The organism is Psychrobacter sp. AOP7-B1-24 (assembly GCF_052376215.1).
GTDB lineage: Bacteria > Pseudomonadota > Gammaproteobacteria > Pseudomonadales > Moraxellaceae > Psychrobacter.
In genome coordinates this window covers 24,139-42,272 of the sequence record NZ_JBQSVL010000021.1, presented here as the reverse complement: position 1 = coordinate 42,272, position 18,134 = coordinate 24,139, and the positions used below count along the sequence as shown (strand labels likewise).

Below are 18,134 nucleotides of genomic sequence, written 5' to 3'. Positions count from 1 at the left end.
AACGTTTAGAGTGTGTTGAGGAGACGTCAGAACCAATGCAAAAAGCCTTGGCAATCACCAAGGCTTTTCTAAAATTTTGAGGGCTTATAATAAAAAAAATATGTCCATAACTGATTTAATCGATTACCTACCAATCAGTAGCAGATCAACAAACCAGTCATTACATTGCTTAGTACTGTTGTTCTGCATCAACAGCAACATCTTCTGCACCGTCAGCAACAGCAGTAGCACCGTCAGCAACAGCAGTAGCAGCGCCTTCAACAACTGTACTAGCACCTTCAGTGATAGCATTACCAGTATCTTCTAGTGCTTCTGTCGCAGCAGCACCAGCAGTTTCAGCGCCTTCGGCAACTTCAGTGCCAGCATCTTGAGCAGCAGTTTCAGCTTCAGCAGCAGTTGCTTCAGTTTCTGCAGCGATATCATCAGCAGCAGACTCAGTAGCCGCTTCAGCATTCTCTTCTGTTTGTTGACTACATGCAGTAACTGCAAAAGTACCAGCAAGTACGCTAGCAAGTAACAAATGACGTTTTAACATAATAAACCTCTCATAAATAAAACATGTCAATATACATGGTTGCGCTATTTTATAGAGTGCAAATAAGACATGCAATAACAATTTTCAGTATATGTACAAATAATAGCTACTTAATAATCAGTGGTTACGCATCTTTGTTTATCCAAAATAGATAAACAGAAATCATAGCTGACATATTAGTTTGCATAGCTTACTTTTAATACTTGTTTTAAATTGTACCAATAATGTTTCAAAATTGTTAATTAATGTTAATTTACTAAACATCGATTTGTAGCGCAGCAACTGCAGGAAGAACCTTGCCTTCTACAAACTCTAGGAATGCACCACCTCCTGTTGACATATAGCTAACACCATCAGCAACTTGATACTTATCAACTGCTGCTAAAGTATCACCGCCACCAGCAATTGAGAAACCTTGGCTATTTTTGACAGCATCTGCCACTATCTGAGTACCTTGACCAAAAGCATCTACTTCAAACACACCCACTGGACCATTCCATAAAATAGTCTTTGCATTGAGAATAGCATCAGCCAACTGTTTTGCGCTTTCTGGCGCGATGTCTAAAATCATGTCATCTTTGCCAATCGCATCAACAGACTTAACAGTGGCAGTAGCTTGTTGTAATGAGCCTGTAAAATCGTCAAAGTTAATGTCGTTTTTATCAGCAACAATGACATAATCAGGCAATAAAATCTCGGTTTTACTCATAATATCACGAGCAGTATTCACCAAGTCTGCTTCATATAACGAAGCTCCAACGCTATGCCCTTGCGCTGCTAAGAAAGTATTGGCAATACCGCCACCAACGATAATCTGTGTACATATTGCAGCCAAGCTATGTAAGACTTCTAATTTGGTCGATACTTTTGAGCCACCTACAATCGCAAGCATTGGTTGTGCGGGTGTTTCAAGTGCTAAGCTCAAAGCATCAAGTTCAGCAGCCAATAGAGGACCCGCACAGACTATTTTTCCTGCTTGACGCATGGCTTGAGTGACGCCTTCTGTTGATGCTTGCGCACGATGCGCCGTACCAAAAGCGTCCATCACAAACACATCGCATAAGTCGGCATATTGTTTTGCTAAAGCAGTATCGTTGTTCTTTTCACCTTCATTAAAACGTACATTCTCTAACAATACGACTTCACCTGCTTTGATAGGTGCCCCTTCAGTCAAATACTCACGATTGAGGCTCACTGACACCGCTAACTTATCGCTCAAATAATCAGCAACAGGTGCTAATGAATATATTGCTTCTGGATTGCCTTCAGTCGGACGTCCAAGATGTGAGCAAACAATAACGGCAGCACCTTTTTCTAGTGCCATCTGAATAGTAGGCAAACTTGCTTGCAAGCGAGCATCACTCGTAACTTTATTATTTTTAATAGGTACGTTTAGATCTTCTCGAATTAATACCACTTTATCCGTTAAGCTCAACTCACTCATACGCAAAAAATTCATTAACTGCTCCTATGCATCAATCTGTTGGTTAATTTAAGATTACTGTTATTGCTAAATGTTGCTATAAATAAGAATCACCCGCCATCATTTCCTGGATGTGCACCCTTAATCATTTTATTTATTTTTAACTTTTGACTGGATAACATATATCTCGGTAGTCGTATAACAAAGACTTTCTATATTCCGCACCGTGTTTTGGTTCATTTATAGTAGTCATGTGATTTAACGAACCAAAATCGATGGCGATGTATTCTACCAGTTTATGTCAACAGCTCATAACCAACATATTAATTAAAAACTTGACATGAGAATGTACTGGAATAAGAAACCTTAACATTCTGTGGTGGTTTCCGAAAAACCTGTCCTTTATCATAAAACAATTCGCATCACTGCAATCAATAAAAAAAGGCTTACAGATATAGGCCAGCATAACTATAACTATTAGGAGAATACAATGGGTATTAATCTAAACACTGCCAAACAAAATCTGTTAAAACTTAAAGACGAATATGAAATTAGAATTGACAAAATAGAAGATCATATTCAAAACCCACAAGATGATCTCAATGAGCATTGGGACGACCAAGCGATTTCTTATCGCCAAAATGGTATGCGCAAGAACCTTATGGACGAAGCGCGTCAAAACTTAAGCTATGTCGAAAATGCTCTCAACCGCATCGAAAACAACACTTATGGTGAATGTGAGCTATGTGACAAGCAAATCGAAGAAAAGCGCTTAGAAGCACTACCCTACGCTACATTATGTATGGAACATGCTAAATAACTATTTACTGCTATTTCTGAAGAATAGATCATAAAACAGGTGTTCCCCACTCAGAAAACGCCTGCTGCCACTCACGACAGCGATTTGCTATTTCTGGGATAGGTAAATCCATAATATCGCCTACTACCGCGACATATTTAATAGGTAATCCTGCTAGATTCGATATATTTTCAGCCGTTAGACCACCTATCACACACATATCTATGCCTTGCTGACAACCTTGGGCAAGCTGCTCATGAGAGACAATATCAGCATTTGGCTTGGTCGTAGACGTAAAAACTGCTCCCATCGCAGCATAACTCGCGCCATCCTTTTTTGCCTCTGCAACTAATTCCGACTCACAGTGACAAGTACGGCCAATGATTTGATTTGATGATAGATATTTTTTGGCATCGCTAATACTGCCGTCTTTTTGACCTAGATGCACACCGACGCCAAGCTTAGCTGCCAAGCTAATATCATCGTTAATAACAACAGGCACGTTATACTTACTGGCCAAATCGACTATATGTTGCGCCTCTTTATATAACTGTGAGGCGCCATCAGGTAGAGCAAGCGTTTTCTTGCGGCGAATTTGTAATAGAGCAATACATTCAGTTGCCAGTGCTACTTCTAATTTTTGATAAAGAAGTTCAAACTTATCTTCATTGGTCAGTAAGTACAGCTTGGGCATTGAAAAATTTGATGACTGAGTCATATAATGTGTCCTTAATATCAACACAATAAAAAAGCTGTTATATCACATAACAGCCTTTTTATAAGTATCAAACTAAATAAAATCACCAAACCAATAAGCTTACACTGTACGGCGTGTCGCTAAACTGTTGAGAATATTTTTGGCATCACCCCAACGTGTGGCTGAACTATTGGCACCCAAGATAACAATAATTGCTGGACGGTTATTCACACGAGTTTCCATCACAACACAACGACCTGCCTCATTGATAAATCCTGTTTTTGAAATACCAATTGGATAACTGCCATCACGCACCAAACTACTGGTGTTGTTGGCTTTATAAGTACGGTTACCACTTGAATAGTTTGAGACAAAGAAGTCGTAGCTCTTAGTGGTGGAGAAACGACGAATGACATCATAATTACCAGCGGCACGTACCATTTTTACTAGATCTTTTGATGAAGCAACATTGCGCTTATCAAGACCTGTTGGATCGCCAAAGAAAGCGGTTGTCATGCCCAAATCTTGAGCTTTACGATTCATAGCACGAATAAAGGCGCTATAGCCACCCGGATAATTACGCGCTAGACTTTTTGCGGCTGGATTTTCTGACTTCATCAATGCCATTAATAGCATCTCAGCACGATTCAAACGATCACCAGCTTTCAAACGAGAGCTAGCACGTTTAGGACCAACAAAATCTTCTGCATCAAGCGTAATTTCTTCACGCATGTCAAGACCTGCATCTAGCACAACCATCGCGGTCATAATTTTTGTGATACTGGCCATCGGGCGCGCCGCATCAGCATTTTTTTCATAAATAGATTCACCAGTCTCAGCATCGATTACCGCGACACTACGCGAATCAGTACTGATTGGCAGCATATCACTACTACCAAACTTACCACTGTAAGTAGTATTGTAACTATTGGTACTACTAGCGAAACTATTGGCGTTAGTCACACCAGAACCATTATCAGTTTTTGTGATAGTAGAGCTGTTGGATTTGTACATGATATTACGCGCTTCCGACAGACTATCAGCACCGCCCCAACTCATGCGAGCACTAGAACCAGTATCAGTGCTACCATTAATCGTAAGTGCGGCTTGTGCTGCACTGCCCAAACTCAATGAAATCATAGCAGCGATTAGTTGCTGTTTGGTTAATGGTAGTTGTCTCATTATGCCCCCTGCTGTCGTTATCACGTCAGTTATACACTGTCTGGCGCCAAGAACGTACGTAGCCTTTATAGATGTGTTTGTAAGTACTCGTATAGAGTTTTTGTATTTTTAGTGTATCATGGTTTGCATTTAAGTTTAATGCATCAAACTGATTTAACGGTTTATTTTTACCGAATTCAAATTTCTCTACAACCAACTTATATTGTAGAAACATTGATTTACGTTTTAGAAACATGCATTCATTTTGAATGTGGCTATCATCCATATTCAATATAGAATATGTTTAATACGCCCTAAATAGCAATATTTTAAATACCACAACCTTTAGATGACTCAGATGTCTGGAACCTACTTGTCATTTAGCATCAGTCAAAACCTTCATTCTCACGAATAATAAAGAGTATAGTTATGATTAAAGTATTGGTAGTTGATGATCATGATTTGGTAAGAATGGGTATCAGTCGTATGCTATCAGATAGTGTCGACATCGAAGTGGTCGGCGAAGCAGACAGCGGTGATATGGCTATTAAACTGGCCAAAAAACTGAGCCCTGACGTGGTGTTACTTGATGTTAATATGCCTAATATCGGCGGGCTCGAAGCCACTAAGCGGTTGGTTCAGTTGAATATGAGCATCAAGATATTAGCCGTCAGTAGTATGTCAGCACAGCCCTACCCATCAATGCTCATAAAAGCGGGGGTCAATGGTTATATTACCAAAGGCACGCCACTTGATGAAATGATACGAGCTATCAAAAAGATTTATCAAGGTGGCCGCTATTTCAGCCAAGATGTCGCGGAACAATTGGCTGATGTTTTATTATCAGATAATGCCAACTCACCCTTTGACTTATTAAGTGATCGTGAAAAGCAGGTAGCCATGATGGTGGTCAACTGCCAAAGTCCTCAACAAATAGCTGATCAACTATTTGTCAGTGTCAAAACCATCAATACTTATCGCTATCGCATTTATGAAAAAGTCGGCGTTGACAGTGATGTTAAATTGACGCATCTGGCCATTCGTCATGGTTTGATTCAGCCGTAAACTATTTAGATCGTGTCCTCAGTCTGAACATGAAAATTTAAACAGGCTAAAAATGAGGACGCGCCCTAGTCACTCTTTCTCAACCACGGTCTATTTATGAAGCCTGCTATTACTCACTATTTACATCACGATGACACCCTTCCACAAACACAGCTACGAAAGTTAGGGCTCATCTATAGCAGTTATCGCTTTGTCCTTAGTACATTTTTCATGTTGATGGGATATGTCACAGCTCAGGCTAATGACAATATCTCTCTGCCAAGCTTTTTACAACAAACTGCCCTCAGCTTTTATATTCTACTGAGTCTAATCTTGCTTGGACTGTTTTATGTAGTACATAAAAAAATGCAACGTCAACTCGCTTTTGGCTTAGTATTAGATGTTGTGATATTGAGTTTATTACTTTATACAGCTGGCGCTCCTGATTTACAGCTCACCATGCTATATATGGTAGTGGTTGCAGCGAGCTTTATGCTGCTCAATGCCTCACAAGCATTCATTGTTACCCTACTTGCAATTATTTTTGTTATTTATCAACAGTTTTTTTATGCCATTGCCAATAGTATGAATTTGGCAAACTTAGGCAATGCTCTACTCATGTCTGTCAGCTTTTTGGCCGTTGGCTTTTTAAGTTGGTCTATTTCGCAGCGTCTAATGCAACTAGAAAAAGTGGCAGCAGGACAAGCAAAAGAAGTAGAACGATTGAATGTCATCAATCAAGAAGTAATCACACAGATGGCGAATGGTGTCATCGTCATCGATAAGCAGCGTGTTGTCCTAGCTAACCTTGCAGCCCATCAATTACTTAGCCTTTCATACAATTTTTCAGTATCAGTACCGTTACCTAACCTGTCCAGTAACACTAGCCACGCACGCAACAACAATCATACTGAGCTCTTAGATAATTTTGAGCAACAGCTCCGTAAGCAGCATGCACAGTTATTAGAAGCCTGCTTGTCAGTAGCAGAAGGCCAATCATGCACCTTTGCTTATGACTTACCAGCAGTAGCAAATGCTTCTATATTCGGTAAATTACGTGTGCAAATCGTTCCCTTAAAAGATGATAGCAAACTCATCATGCTAGAAGATTTACGCCGTGAGCAAGCCAATGCTCAACAATTAAAACTGGCTTCTTTAGGGCAATTAACGGCCAGTATCGCCCATGAAATAAGAAACCCGCTAGCAGCTATTTCTCAAGCCAGTCAGCTATTAATGGAGGACGTGACAGAAACTGAGGAAAGAAATGCAGCAGATGATAATATCGATAATAATTACGAACTTTATAAAATGATATTTTCACAAACCAAACGGGTAAATCGCATTATCGAAGATGTCTTAAAACTGTCTCGCCAGCAAGCAGCAAATCAGCAATCAATCGTACTGGCTGAATGGATGCCCACATTCCTGGAGAACTACTTTCAAGGACATGATGTTTTTTTACGAGTAAACGCACAGCCCACGATATCATTTGATACTCACCAATTAGAGCAAGTCTTAATCAATTTAATAAACAATGGCTTACGCTATAGTAGCTATGCTCACCCTCATGCTTATGTGGAAATCGAAATTTATTGTGCCGACAACGATGTTATAATCGATGTTTTAGACGATGGTGCTGGTGTTAGTACCGAAAGTTTAGAGCACTTATTCAATCCGTTTTTCACCACAGATCAAAAAGGTACTGGCTTGGGGTTATATTTATCACAAGCATTTTGTGAGGCCAATCAGACTCGCTTACTTTATATTCCTGAACATAAAAAAACCTGCTTTCGCTTAATAGCGCCTTCTGTGGGCTCTAGTAAGAATATTATGAATGAGAGATAAAATGCTCTATACGTAAGGTTTGTTTAGGGCGTGTTTGCCCCTCGTTAAGGCGCGAGCATTACCATCACTTTACGCCTTGTCTGGAGCCGTTTTAATGATCAGCAGTTCCTATTTGTAAATATTCAACATATTGTAAATATCAAACATGTCCTAACTAGAAATTGCTATTTTTTTAAATTTTGTAGACATAAATACGATGAGATGATGTATGACAACAACCGCGCTAGTCGTTGATGACGAAGTAGATCTATGCAGATTAATGCAAATTACTTTGACTAAAATGGGGATAAAAAGTGATGTGGCTTATACTCTGTCACAAGCAAAATCCTACTGGCAAGATAATGATTATGATTTTTGCCTGACCGATTTAAATCTACCTGACGGCTCAGGACTAGATTTGGTAAAAGAAATCAATGGCAGCTCTAGCACCCCTGTCGCTGTAATTACTGCGCATGGTAGTATGGACTTGGCTATCGAGGCGTTAAAGTTAGGTGCTTTTGATTTCGTCAACAAACCACTAGAACTACCGCGTTTACGACAGTTAGTAGAGAACGCTTTAAAGGTTATTCATCAAGACAGTGAATCAACCAGCACACCTGAATCTTCGGCTGAACAAAAAATGTTGAACAGTAGGCTTATCGGTAACTCTGCTGTGATGCACCCTCTTAAGAACACTATTTTAAAACTAGCACGCTCACAAGCACCTGTATTTTTATCGGGCGCTTCAGGCACGGGAAAAGAAGTAGTTGCGAGACTGATTCACGACCTAAGTCCTCGTAGGGATGGTAGTTTTGTACCAGTCAACTGCGGTGCCATTCCTTCAGAGCTAGTAGAGTCAGAGTTTTTTGGTCACAAAAAAGGCAGCTTCACAGGCGCTGTTACTGACAAGCAAGGACTGTTTCAACAAGCAAATGGCGGTACCTTATTTTTAGACGAAGTCGCAGATCTGCCTTTAGCAATGCAAGTAAAACTACTGCGTGCCATTCAAGAAAAGACAGTGCGAGCCATTGGTGATACTAAAGAGATACCTGTCGATATCCGTATCCTATCCGCCACTCATAAAAACTTAAACAGCCTAGTACAAGACGGAGCCTTTCGACAAGATTTATATTATCGCATTAATGTGATAGAGCTAAAGCTACCCACGCTTAATGCTCGCCGTGATGACATTCCTGTTTTGGCTGAGCATTTCTTGGCAATGATTGCTAGTGAATGGCAGTTAGAAACGGTACCGTCCTTAACGGTAGATGCCTGCACGCGCTTACAACATCATAATTTCGCCGGTAATGTTCGCGAGCTACGTAATATTCTTGAACGTGCAGTCACGCTAGCAGAAAAATCAACTATTGATACCATTCACTTAGGCCTTGCTGATATCGACACTCATCAGGACATTACAAATATGCACAGTCCTGAGAATACAAACAATGCAGACTTACCAGAACCAGAAATAACTCATAAAACAGCCAATCAAACGCTAGAAAGTAGCGAAACACGTCTCCATTCAGCACAAACTACTCAGGTCCCGCAAACAACGACCAATTTGCATCCATATCGTACTAATATTCAACACTTCCCTAATATGATACAGCCGTCAACTAGTAATCCTATAGAACCATTGAGTGAAGGCAGTCAGGATTGCGATCACAACACCGCCATTCATCAAGCTACGCAAAAAAAGGATGGCGAGCAAATCAGGCCAAACGAACTACCAGACGGACAGCTGCCATCTGAAGGGCTAGAGAACTACCTACAAGAGCAAGAAAAGCAGTTAATTATCACCGCACTTAAACAAACTGGTTGGAATAAAACTCAGGCAGCTGAACTTCTAGGCACAACTTTTCGCTCTTTACGCTATCGCATGAAAAAATTAGAAATAGCCGAGGATCAATCCGAATCATAACATCTCAAACGTTATGATTCATGGTTAGCGATTCATGGTTGGCAATGTTGACACAGGCCCTCTGTCAACAACCAGAACTTAACTACTTTTTTTGTCTATCATTTTATCAACCTTAGCAGGCTTACGAACAAAACGAATGCCCGAAGCTAATGCTCTGGTTTCTAAGAGAGTTAGCGCTTGTTGCTCCCAAGTACCTTCATTACCTGATAAGGTCACATCAGGTTTTACACCGATACCGTCTATCTTTTTACCTGATGCTGTCATATATTTCGCAACGGTGAGCTTGACAGCTTGTTCATCATTTAGTGGAATCACTGACTGTACCGAGCCTTTACCATAACTCACTTCACCAACGATAGTAGCACGCTTTTGCGCCTGTAAACTGCTGGCCAACACCTCAGCTGCTGATGCTGAGTAGCGGTTTTGCAACACCACTAATGGCAATGATTCAAGTAATGCTGCACCTTGAGTCGAGAGCGTACGTGAATCACTTTGACGTGCTTTTACTTGCACTACATCCGTATCAGTCATAAACAAACTAGCAACGCTCACCGCTGATGTTAATACGCCACCTGGGTTATCACGCATGTCTAACAAGATACCGCATATGGGTGCCTCTAAATCAATTAAGCTTTCTAACAGTTTTTCACGACTGTTGTTTTGAAAAGCCGGTAACTTGACAATGGCAATACCGTTGATCAGCTTTGCTTCAATGACTTGAGGGTGACTATTATTACGCTGTAACGTAGTCGTGTGTTTACGACGCCCAGCAGTTGAAGTCACAATATCTACTTGTGTACCAGCAATCCCTGTTAGGAGCTGCTGGACGTCATTACTTTCTTTGTTTGCATCCAGTTTAAACTCATCAACTTGATGCAAATAGTCGCCAACAGCAATGCCTTTTTTATCAGCAGGTGAGTTATCGCTAACCTCTGTGATTACCCAGTGTCCAGATGTGGATTGATAAGTGACTTTAATACCAACATCGCCGACATCACCTTCTGTAAAAGCACGCAGGTTTTCATAGGCTTCAGCATCCAAAAATTCAGCATGACTGTCAAGCTTGGTGAGCATTCCACTCATTGCATTACTAAAAAGCTCTTCATCATTCACCGTATCAACATATTCACGGCGTACTAAATCCACTACGGCGACAAACGTCTTAAGCGTCTCTGGAGAAATGGCATTTAATGATACTTGTGCAACTTCAGGCGGAATACTGGTATCGATATCATCCATATCATCAGTTAAGGCTGTTTCATCTGGAATACTATCTATCAAGTCATCAGGCTCATCTGCAGCTTCGAGCATATCAGCAATATCTGATAAATTACCAATATCATTTCCGGTAGCTATTTCATCATCATTTAGACTAATCAGCTGTAGACCTGCCGTAGGACTATGAGTCGTGTCAGTTGCCTCTAGTGTTGCTGCCTGTGCGTACATACTAACCGTACTTAATCCAAGCAAACCTATTATCAATACAGGCTTAAAGACAATAGGTGCGCTTGATAAGCTTATCATTGGCTTGCCCAATCGTTTAAACACAGACGAGCGTATAAAATAGAAAGGATGCATAAGATAACTCATTTAAATAATAGAATGTACAAAATCATTGTTAATGATGTATTCATCGATATATGTCTCACAACATAACACCAAGCATAGGCTTAAGACTAGACTAGTATTGCACGTAATTTAGGCAAAATGTATCGAAAAAAAAGGAAAGATAGCTGGTATCTCTCCTTTTTTATAACTATAAACGATACTAATATACTGACAGAATATAAAGACTAAAATCACTCAGCAATAGATCATGACACTGGAAGCAATAAACTTTTACCTGTCATTTCAATTGGTATTTCGAGATCCATCAGTGCCAAAATAGTAGGAGCAACATCGCTCAGCTTACCACCACTACGCACTTGCAACTTCTTATCACCCACATAAATCAAAGGCACTAATTCAGTGGTATGCTGCGTATGTACTTGCCCACTTTCATAATCTTGCATCTGCTCACAGTTACCATGGTCAGCTGTGATAAGCATATCACCACCAGCTGCTCGCACTGCTGCCGCCACACGACCCACACATACATCTAGCGCCTCAACAGCTTGGACAGCAGCATCAAATATACCTGTATGACCAACCATATCACCATTGGCATAGTTCACTACGAGTGTATCATATTGACCAGACTCAATCGCTTCTACCAATTTATCTGTTACTTCAGGTGCGCTCATTTCAGGCTGTAAATCATAGGTAGCCACATCTGGAGAAGCTACTAAAATACGAGTCTCGCCTTTATACTCGTCTTCACGACCACCACTAAAGAAAAACGTCACATGGGCATATTTTTCTGTTTCTGCGATACGCAGCTGTGTTTTACCTTGGTCTTGCAAGTACTCGCCAAGTGTATTTGTCAAGGATGTTGGGTAATAAGCGATACTGGTTTTTGAATTATCAGCCAACACATCTGAATATTTAGTCAGCATCACAAAAGCTGCAAGTTTCGGTTGTTTATTACGAGCAAATCCAGGAAACTCATGATCTGGCAGTACAAATGCTTGGGCAATTTCACGAGCACGATCAGCACGGAAATTCATAAAAATAAGCGCATCATTGTCGTCGACAGTATATGGTACCTCATCACGTCCAATCACAGTGGTTGGACTAACAAACTCATCCGTCTCACGTGCTTTATAAGCAGCTTGCACTGCACCATCTGCACGAGTAGCTAAACGATCGGCCTTACCTTCAGTGATAAGCTCATAGGCTTTTTGGACTCTATCCCAGCGATTATCACGATCCATCGCATAGTAGCGACCAATAATGCTCGCAATCTGTACTCGACCACCTTCATAATGCTCATTGAGTTTATTAATATGCGTGCGTAGACGGTTTATATACTTATCGGCAGACTTCGGCGGTGTATCACGCCCGTCTAAAAAACAATGGACGAAGACATTTTTGGCACCATGTACCAATGCTGAATGACACATTGCTTCGATATGGTCCTGATGAGAATGCACCCCACCATCTGATAATAGCCCCATGATGTGTACATTACCACCAAGCTCATTTGCAGCTTTAACAGCATTTACCAACGCTTCGTTTTTATAAAACTCACGATTAGACAGCTCGCTTGAAATACGAGTGGAATCTTGATAAAGAACACGGCCAGCGCCCAAGTTCATATGCCCAACCTCTGAATTACCAAATTGACCATCTGGTAAACCAACGTCTTCTCCTGAAGCTGATATTAGCCCATGCGGATACTGCTGATAAATCTTATCTAAATTTGGCATATCAGCAGCCGCAATCGCATTATCTTTGTCTTCTTCACGATTTCCAAAACCATCTAGTATCATTAAGACATGCGGTATTTTTTTATTATTGATTTGAGCCTGACTATCATTAAGAGATTCTGATTGATGGTTATTATGGGTCATGAATTACCGCTCCTCAAGTGAATGAACGCCTATAATGCTGTATTAGGATATCTAAAGCCTTCTATCTTAACACACATCTTAAAATAGCTGAAAAACCACCCTTACAAACCCGTAATTATAAGCTAGCAACACTGATCATTTACTCAGAATAGGCTTAAAAATCAGCATCAATAATACCTAACATCAAACCTAAAGTAGCAATCTGTAAATCGTACTTGCAATCACCCAAACCATTGGTTAAGATAATTATATTCTGAAGTGTTGGCTAGTAGATGTTTATTCCCTGAGCCGATAATGCTTTACCAGGATGTGGTACCTATTGTTTCAATGCGTATGCCTGCACCGCTTGCGGTGTATCAGGAAACCTACAGAGGCAATGACGCATCCGCCCTGAACTTCACGGTTCATGGGTCACCATCTTGCGGCGGCACTTCGGTTGTTATATTCAGTTTTGACCTTTTTAAGTATCACGAATGAGCTTATAATTAATCGGTTAGAACCAACAAAAGCCCCTTTTGTCGATGACAAAGGGGGCTTTTTTTATACCTATCTGTTAATCATTATTCATCATTGGCAGATTTAGTGATTTTTTTCACATCTTTAGGAATATTTTTGGCAGTACCATCTACAGTTGTGTGTTGTTTGAAAACATCACCAAACGGGTTTTGTTGTTTCTGACCAAATGGATTTTGACCATTCGTGCCACCTGCTCCGCCAAATGGGTTCTGGCCACCCATACCGCCGAACGGATTTTGCCCACCGCCCATTTGCCCACCCATCTGCTTGGCCATCATTTCCATCATTTTTTGCTGATTGTTCATGACGTAATTATTGGCAAAGTCTTTAAGCTTCTTTTGCACTGGTGGTAATATAACTAGTAACGCAAGAAAATCGCTGAGCACACCAGGAATAAGGAGTAAAATACCCGCTGCTGCCATCGCGACACTCTTAATCATGGTCGATTCTTGCGGACGCATTGATGGGTTCATCATGCCACCAGCTTTCATCTGCTGTGCCATTGGATTAAGCGCGGCCAGTCCTTTACGCATTAATGAGATACCGATGACAGCGGCTACAATAAACCACATGAATACCCACCAGCCGCTCATAAATTGAGCAAGCAAATACCATAGTAGCATCTCGATAATAAACCAAACGATGGCAATACCAACTATCTGACCCATAAAGTGTCGTCCTTTAAAATAAAAATCAATAAATTGAGTGCCATGCAAATTAAGATGGCTAACATATGATGTATATGGGGATTGATTGCTATACTATCAAACTATAGGCTAATTTTTAAGCTGTATAGTCGGTACAATATTGTTTGGATATAAATAAGACAAGTAAAAGTATTAAAAATAGTAAGTTAAATGGGTCTGACACCCTATCCGATTTCTATGGAATTAAATATAAAACACAATGTAAGTAAGACGGAATATTATGGCAATTATTATCGGAATTGACCCAGGTTCACGCATGACGGGGTATGGCATCGTACAGCAAACTGGGGACAAACTCACTTATATTGACGCAGGTACGATTCGTACAGATACTAAAGAGATGCCTGAACGCCTTAAACGTATTTTTAATGGCTTAACTCGTATCACACAGCATCATTTGAAATATGCCGACGAGCCTATTTATACCGCTATTGAGCAGGTGTTTATGGCTGAAAATCCAGACTCTGCACTTAAGCTTGGACAGGCACGAGGTGCAGCGATTGCTGCTATGGTGGCCTTAGATTTAGAAGTGTCAGAATATACCGCACGTCAGATTAAACAAGCCGTTTGTGGGTATGGTGCAGCAGCAAAAGAACAAGTACAGGAAATGGTTTGCCGGATATTATCTTTAGATGTGGTACCGCAGCAAGATGCCGCTGATGGTCTTGCCTGCGCTATCTGTCATGCGCACTCAAGCCATTCGATGAATAAATTACTACTGAACAGCGCTATGCGTGGGCGCGGTGCTTCTAAGAAAAAAGGCCGCTGGCGTTTGACCGAAGAAGACTTGGGGAATTTACGTTAAATATAGAGACTGTTGAACATTCAAATATTAGGGCTGCCAACACCACATTTGAGTGTTCAATAGACCATAAACAACCACAAAAAAACACGCGTCTGTATAGCGCGTGTTTTTTAATTAAACGGCAAACTTAGTAAAAGTTAAAACCAATACGTTTGACCGAAACACTCATATAATCTAGGGTGTGTCTTCATTTTAAAAATGGTGATAAAAATGAGATAAATTGCCGTCAAACAAGGAAAATAGCGCAGATAATATCGAGATATTAGTCAGCTATTTGACACCGTTTGGCAAGATTTAGCCATTTTTAGTCCATTTAGATGACTATCGATTGAGGACACGCCCTAGACTTAAGATTACTCCGCTACCGAGCTTTGAATAACTGCGTCCAAGACATAAGCGTATTCTTTACCTGATGCATTTGAAGCATTGACTTCTGTTCCATCACTGTTACTTAGTCGGTAGCGCTGTAGACGTAATACTTCATCATGCATGCTATCATGCTGGTAGCCATCGATCTCACCAGTAAATACACTCCATTCGCCTTCACTGATCTTAATACCCTGATTATTATAAGTAATCGGTTTAACTCGCAAGCACATCTGTGCGTCACTGTCTGCACACGGTATCATATCAGCGCTTACCGCCCAAAATACGGCCTCACCCTTGCTATTATACTTAGCTTGTGGTGTGAGCTCACCTTCCCAAACCAAGGTAACTGAGTCGTTGGTTACTTGCGTCAATATTGGTGTATCATCTTTAGAAACATCACTATCTGTCGCAAAAACTAGCTGACTATCACCTTGCAGCAGCTGACTTAAGCTGTTTTCGGCCTGATCAAGATCACCACACGACATCTTGGTACTCATGCTGTCGTCAATAGTTAAGGCAGAACCTTGAAGCCGATACACAGCACTCATAGTGTTACACCCGACACTATAATTTAAGGTGTTTTGACCTTGGTATTGATTGAATGACAAACGTACTTGGTTAGTGATTTGCATCAATGTATCTAGTGGTTGATCGCTACTATCGGCTGCAGATACAAGCGTCCAACGATAACGTGAAAGATTATGAATCATGGCTTCTTCAGCATTCATTTCTTTCACTGTTACTTTATCTTCTCCAACCATGACATTAGATATGATGTCACCATCCATAGCATCAGTATTATCTGTCTTTCTCGTGACTTTGTTAGCATCATCTACTGCCATACTTTCACTGGGTGTAGAAGAGCCTTGACAGGCACTTAGTGCCACACTGGCTGCCAACAAACTGGACACACAGATCAAACTAATAGGTCGTTTTTTAACAGACAATGCCATAACAATCATACCTTGTAGCTATTCATATACATCATAATTATCCTTTTTTATAAGTCTAAATAACTGATGATACCAGCTTAAATATAGTGTAAATGCCTACATACTATAGCGCTAGTGACTATTTTGGTTGTAACAAAGTGTTTGATTTTATAGTTTCATAGTAACTATTATTCTATATACCGCCATAAAAAAGCCTTGAATAGTTGATACTACTATCGACTACCAAGGCTGACGACGATAAATCATTTGTTAACTTGAACGTTTTATTTATGCATCTTTGTGAGCAAGTTTGGCTTTCGCCATATTTTTAATACTAAAGCGCTCATTCATCATTTGATAAAAACGAGCAAGATTCTCACCCTGTTCATTAGGATCTACTTTCAGTACTTTTCCAAAGTCTAAACCTATATATAGAACAATATCAGCAAAACTCAATTGCTCACCAACTAGATACTCACGGCCTTCTAATATGTTTTCAAAATACGCAAGTGTTTTGATCCCTCGTGCGATAGAGGGTGCGACAAACTCTGGCACTTGCTCAATACGTTGGGCTTTAGCCGGATTGCTATGTTGAAACGCCAACATGAAGTTATATAATACTTCAAACTCTGCAATGCGGCGCATAGAACATACTTGTGCACGTTGTATGACATCGTTACCCATCACGGAGCGCTCACCATAAACGCGGTCGAGGTATTCGCAAACTGCTTGGGAATCATTGAACACAGTGCCATCAGACAAGGTTAGCACTGGTACAGTCCGCATCGGATTCATTTTAGTAAATTCATCTGAATTCTGCTCATTAGCAGCGAAATCAATATCAATAACCTTGATATCATCAATATCATCAACATCAATGCCTTTTGACGCTAATAAGATAAGTGCCTTACGTGGGTTCGGTGCTGTACGAGTGACGTATAATTTTTTCATGACAAACTCCTTGTAAGTTGGATTCAAAGCGACTCAGCGCTGATAGACTTTGTTATGGTTATCGTACTATAGCGTATAGTTCAGAATATCAACACGCTATATAACAGTTATAGCCTACTATGCTCATCATAGCAAAACCTGATAATGCTTGTTATATAAATAGTAAAAAGCCCCATAACATTACGTTACAGGGCTCATCATTTCTAATTACAAGACTGCTACACCTTATCTATTTGGTGCAGGTGTGGTACGCAGATAAGGTTTAACCTCTGTATAACCTTTAGGGTATTTAGCAGCAATTTCTTCGTTCTTGACACTTGGTGGAATGATCACATCATCACCATCTTTCCAATCTACTGGTGTTGCAATGTTATATTCATCAGACAGTTGTAGCGCGTCAATAACACGAAGAATCTCATCAAAGTTACGACCACAGCTGGCTGGATACGTTAAGATTAAACGGATCTTTTTGCTTGGATCAATAATAAACACGCTACGCACGGTGTGCGTGCTATCAGCATTGGGATGCATCATGTCATAGAGTTCAGCGACGTCTTTGTTTGGATCTGCAATGATTGGGAAGTTAAGCGCCGTACCTTGCGTTTCTCCAATGTCTTTTGCCCAAGCATGATGGTCGTCTATACCATCAACTGAGATGCAGATTGGTTTAACACCACGCTTTTGAAACTCACCATTCAGTGCAGCAGCGCGGCCAAGCTCAGTGGTACAAACTGGCGTGAAATCCGCTGGATGTGAGAAAAAAACAACCCAGTTATCACCTGCCCACTCGTGGAAATTGATATCGCCATCTGTGGTGGTCGCGTCAAAATTTGGTGCTATATCGCCTAAACGTAAATGTGCCATGATTCATTCCTTATTTATGTTTATTGGTGAGCCTTGATACCCATTGCTATAAAAGGCTATCAATTCACTCTATTATTATCATCATTGATATACTCAGTTATCAAAATAATGCTAAGCATACCAGTCAAAAA

The 18,134-nt window shown here is 40.5% G+C and carries 15 protein-coding genes and 1 other RNA gene; 6 read left to right on the top strand and 10 right to left on the bottom strand.

What is annotated here, in order from left to right; all coding sequences use genetic code 11:
• Positions 1-169: 169 nt before the first annotated feature.
• Both ACT3QP_RS06600 and ACT3QP_RS06595 read right to left on the bottom strand, forming a co-directional pair.
• The gene (locus ACT3QP_RS06600) at positions 170-535 is read right to left on the bottom strand and encodes a hypothetical protein (protein WP_444524919.1); all 366 of its coding nucleotides are present in this window, start codon (positions 533-535) and stop codon (positions 170-172) included.
• A gap of 256 nt (positions 536-791) precedes the next feature.
• Positions 792-1,994 carry a phosphoglycerate kinase gene (locus tag ACT3QP_RS06595; protein WP_444524918.1) on the bottom strand — a complete coding sequence of 401 codons (1,203 nt, stop codon included), beginning with the start codon at positions 1,992-1,994 and terminating at the stop codon, positions 792-794.
• A 454-nt stretch (positions 1,995-2,448) separates the two neighbouring features.
• Here ACT3QP_RS06595 and ACT3QP_RS06590 point away from each other — a divergent pair, with 454 nt between their 5' ends.
• Entirely contained in the window at positions 2,449-2,778 is a 330-nt protein-coding gene (locus ACT3QP_RS06590) for a TraR/DksA family transcriptional regulator (RefSeq protein ID WP_444524917.1), read from the top strand.
• 28 nt (positions 2,779-2,806) lie between these two features.
• Here the strand turns inward: ACT3QP_RS06590 and ACT3QP_RS06585 are convergent, their stop codons facing one another.
• Both ACT3QP_RS06585 and ACT3QP_RS06580 read right to left on the bottom strand, forming a co-directional pair.
• Positions 2,807-3,475 (bottom strand): thiamine phosphate synthase, encoded by a 669-nt coding sequence (locus tag ACT3QP_RS06585; protein WP_444524916.1) that lies wholly within the window; start codon positions 3,473-3,475, stop codon positions 2,807-2,809.
• Between the two features lie 99 nt (positions 3,476-3,574).
• Positions 3,575-4,636: a serine hydrolase gene (locus ACT3QP_RS06580; RefSeq protein ID WP_444524915.1), complete on the bottom strand. Its 1,062-nt coding sequence runs from the start codon at positions 4,634-4,636 to the stop codon at positions 3,575-3,577.
• Positions 4,637-5,044: 408 nt separating this feature from the next.
• Between ACT3QP_RS06580 and ACT3QP_RS06575 the strand changes: the two genes are divergently transcribed.
• From ACT3QP_RS06575 to ACT3QP_RS06565, 3 genes are all read left to right on the top strand, one after another.
• Positions 5,045-5,680 carry a response regulator gene (locus ACT3QP_RS06575; RefSeq protein ID WP_444524914.1) on the top strand — a complete coding sequence of 212 codons (636 nt, stop codon included), beginning with the start codon at positions 5,045-5,047 and terminating at the stop codon, positions 5,678-5,680.
• Positions 5,681-5,776: 96 nt separating this feature from the next.
• Positions 5,777-7,504 (top strand): sensor histidine kinase, encoded by a 1,728-nt coding sequence (locus tag ACT3QP_RS06570; RefSeq protein ID WP_444524913.1) that lies wholly within the window; start codon positions 5,777-5,779, stop codon positions 7,502-7,504.
• 208 nt (positions 7,505-7,712) lie between these two features.
• Complete coding sequence (locus tag ACT3QP_RS06565; protein ID WP_444524912.1) at positions 7,713-9,407, top strand: sigma-54-dependent transcriptional regulator; 1,695 nt, start codon at positions 7,713-7,715, stop codon at positions 9,405-9,407.
• A gap of 78 nt (positions 9,408-9,485) precedes the next feature.
• Here ACT3QP_RS06565 and ACT3QP_RS06560 read toward each other — a convergent pair whose 3' ends face one another.
• Together ACT3QP_RS06560 and gpmI are read right to left on the bottom strand one after the other, a co-directional pair.
• Complete coding sequence (locus ACT3QP_RS06560; protein WP_444524911.1) at positions 9,486-10,985, bottom strand: S41 family peptidase; 1,500 nt, start codon at positions 10,983-10,985, stop codon at positions 9,486-9,488.
• A gap of 236 nt (positions 10,986-11,221) precedes the next feature.
• Positions 11,222-12,859, bottom strand: coding sequence for a 2,3-bisphosphoglycerate-independent phosphoglycerate mutase (gene gpmI, locus ACT3QP_RS06555; protein ID WP_444524910.1), 1,638 nt, complete (start codon positions 12,857-12,859; stop codon positions 11,222-11,224).
• 247 nt (positions 12,860-13,106) lie between these two features.
• Here gpmI and ssrS point away from each other — a divergent pair.
• Positions 13,107-13,302: non-coding RNA, 6S RNA (ssrS, locus tag ACT3QP_RS06550), on the top strand.
• A gap of 117 nt (positions 13,303-13,419) precedes the next feature.
• Here the strand turns inward: ssrS and ACT3QP_RS06545 are convergent.
• Positions 13,420-14,043, bottom strand: a complete 624-nt coding sequence (locus tag ACT3QP_RS06545) for an FxsA family protein (protein WP_444524909.1) — start codon at positions 14,041-14,043, stop codon at positions 13,420-13,422.
• Between the two features lie 259 nt (positions 14,044-14,302).
• Here ACT3QP_RS06545 and ruvC point away from each other — a divergent pair, with 259 nt between their 5' ends.
• Complete coding sequence (ruvC, locus tag ACT3QP_RS06540) at positions 14,303-14,887, top strand: crossover junction endodeoxyribonuclease RuvC (protein ID WP_444524908.1); 585 nt, start codon at positions 14,303-14,305, stop codon at positions 14,885-14,887.
• A gap of 353 nt (positions 14,888-15,240) precedes the next feature.
• Here ruvC and ACT3QP_RS06535 read toward each other — a convergent pair whose 3' ends face one another.
• The 3 genes from ACT3QP_RS06535 to ACT3QP_RS06525 all read right to left on the bottom strand — a co-directional run bounded on the left by ACT3QP_RS06535 (position 15,241) and on the right by ACT3QP_RS06525 (position 18,003).
• Positions 15,241-16,209, bottom strand: a complete 969-nt coding sequence (locus ACT3QP_RS06535) for an META domain-containing protein (RefSeq protein WP_444524907.1) — start codon at positions 16,207-16,209, stop codon at positions 15,241-15,243.
• 267 nt (positions 16,210-16,476) lie between these two features.
• The gene (locus ACT3QP_RS06530) at positions 16,477-17,139 is read right to left on the bottom strand and encodes a glutathione S-transferase family protein (protein WP_444524906.1); all 663 of its coding nucleotides are present in this window, start codon (positions 17,137-17,139) and stop codon (positions 16,477-16,479) included.
• Between the two features lie 225 nt (positions 17,140-17,364).
• The gene (locus ACT3QP_RS06525) at positions 17,365-18,003 is read right to left on the bottom strand and encodes a peroxiredoxin (RefSeq protein WP_444524905.1); all 639 of its coding nucleotides are present in this window, start codon (positions 18,001-18,003) and stop codon (positions 17,365-17,367) included.
• Positions 18,004-18,134 lie beyond the last annotated feature (131 nt).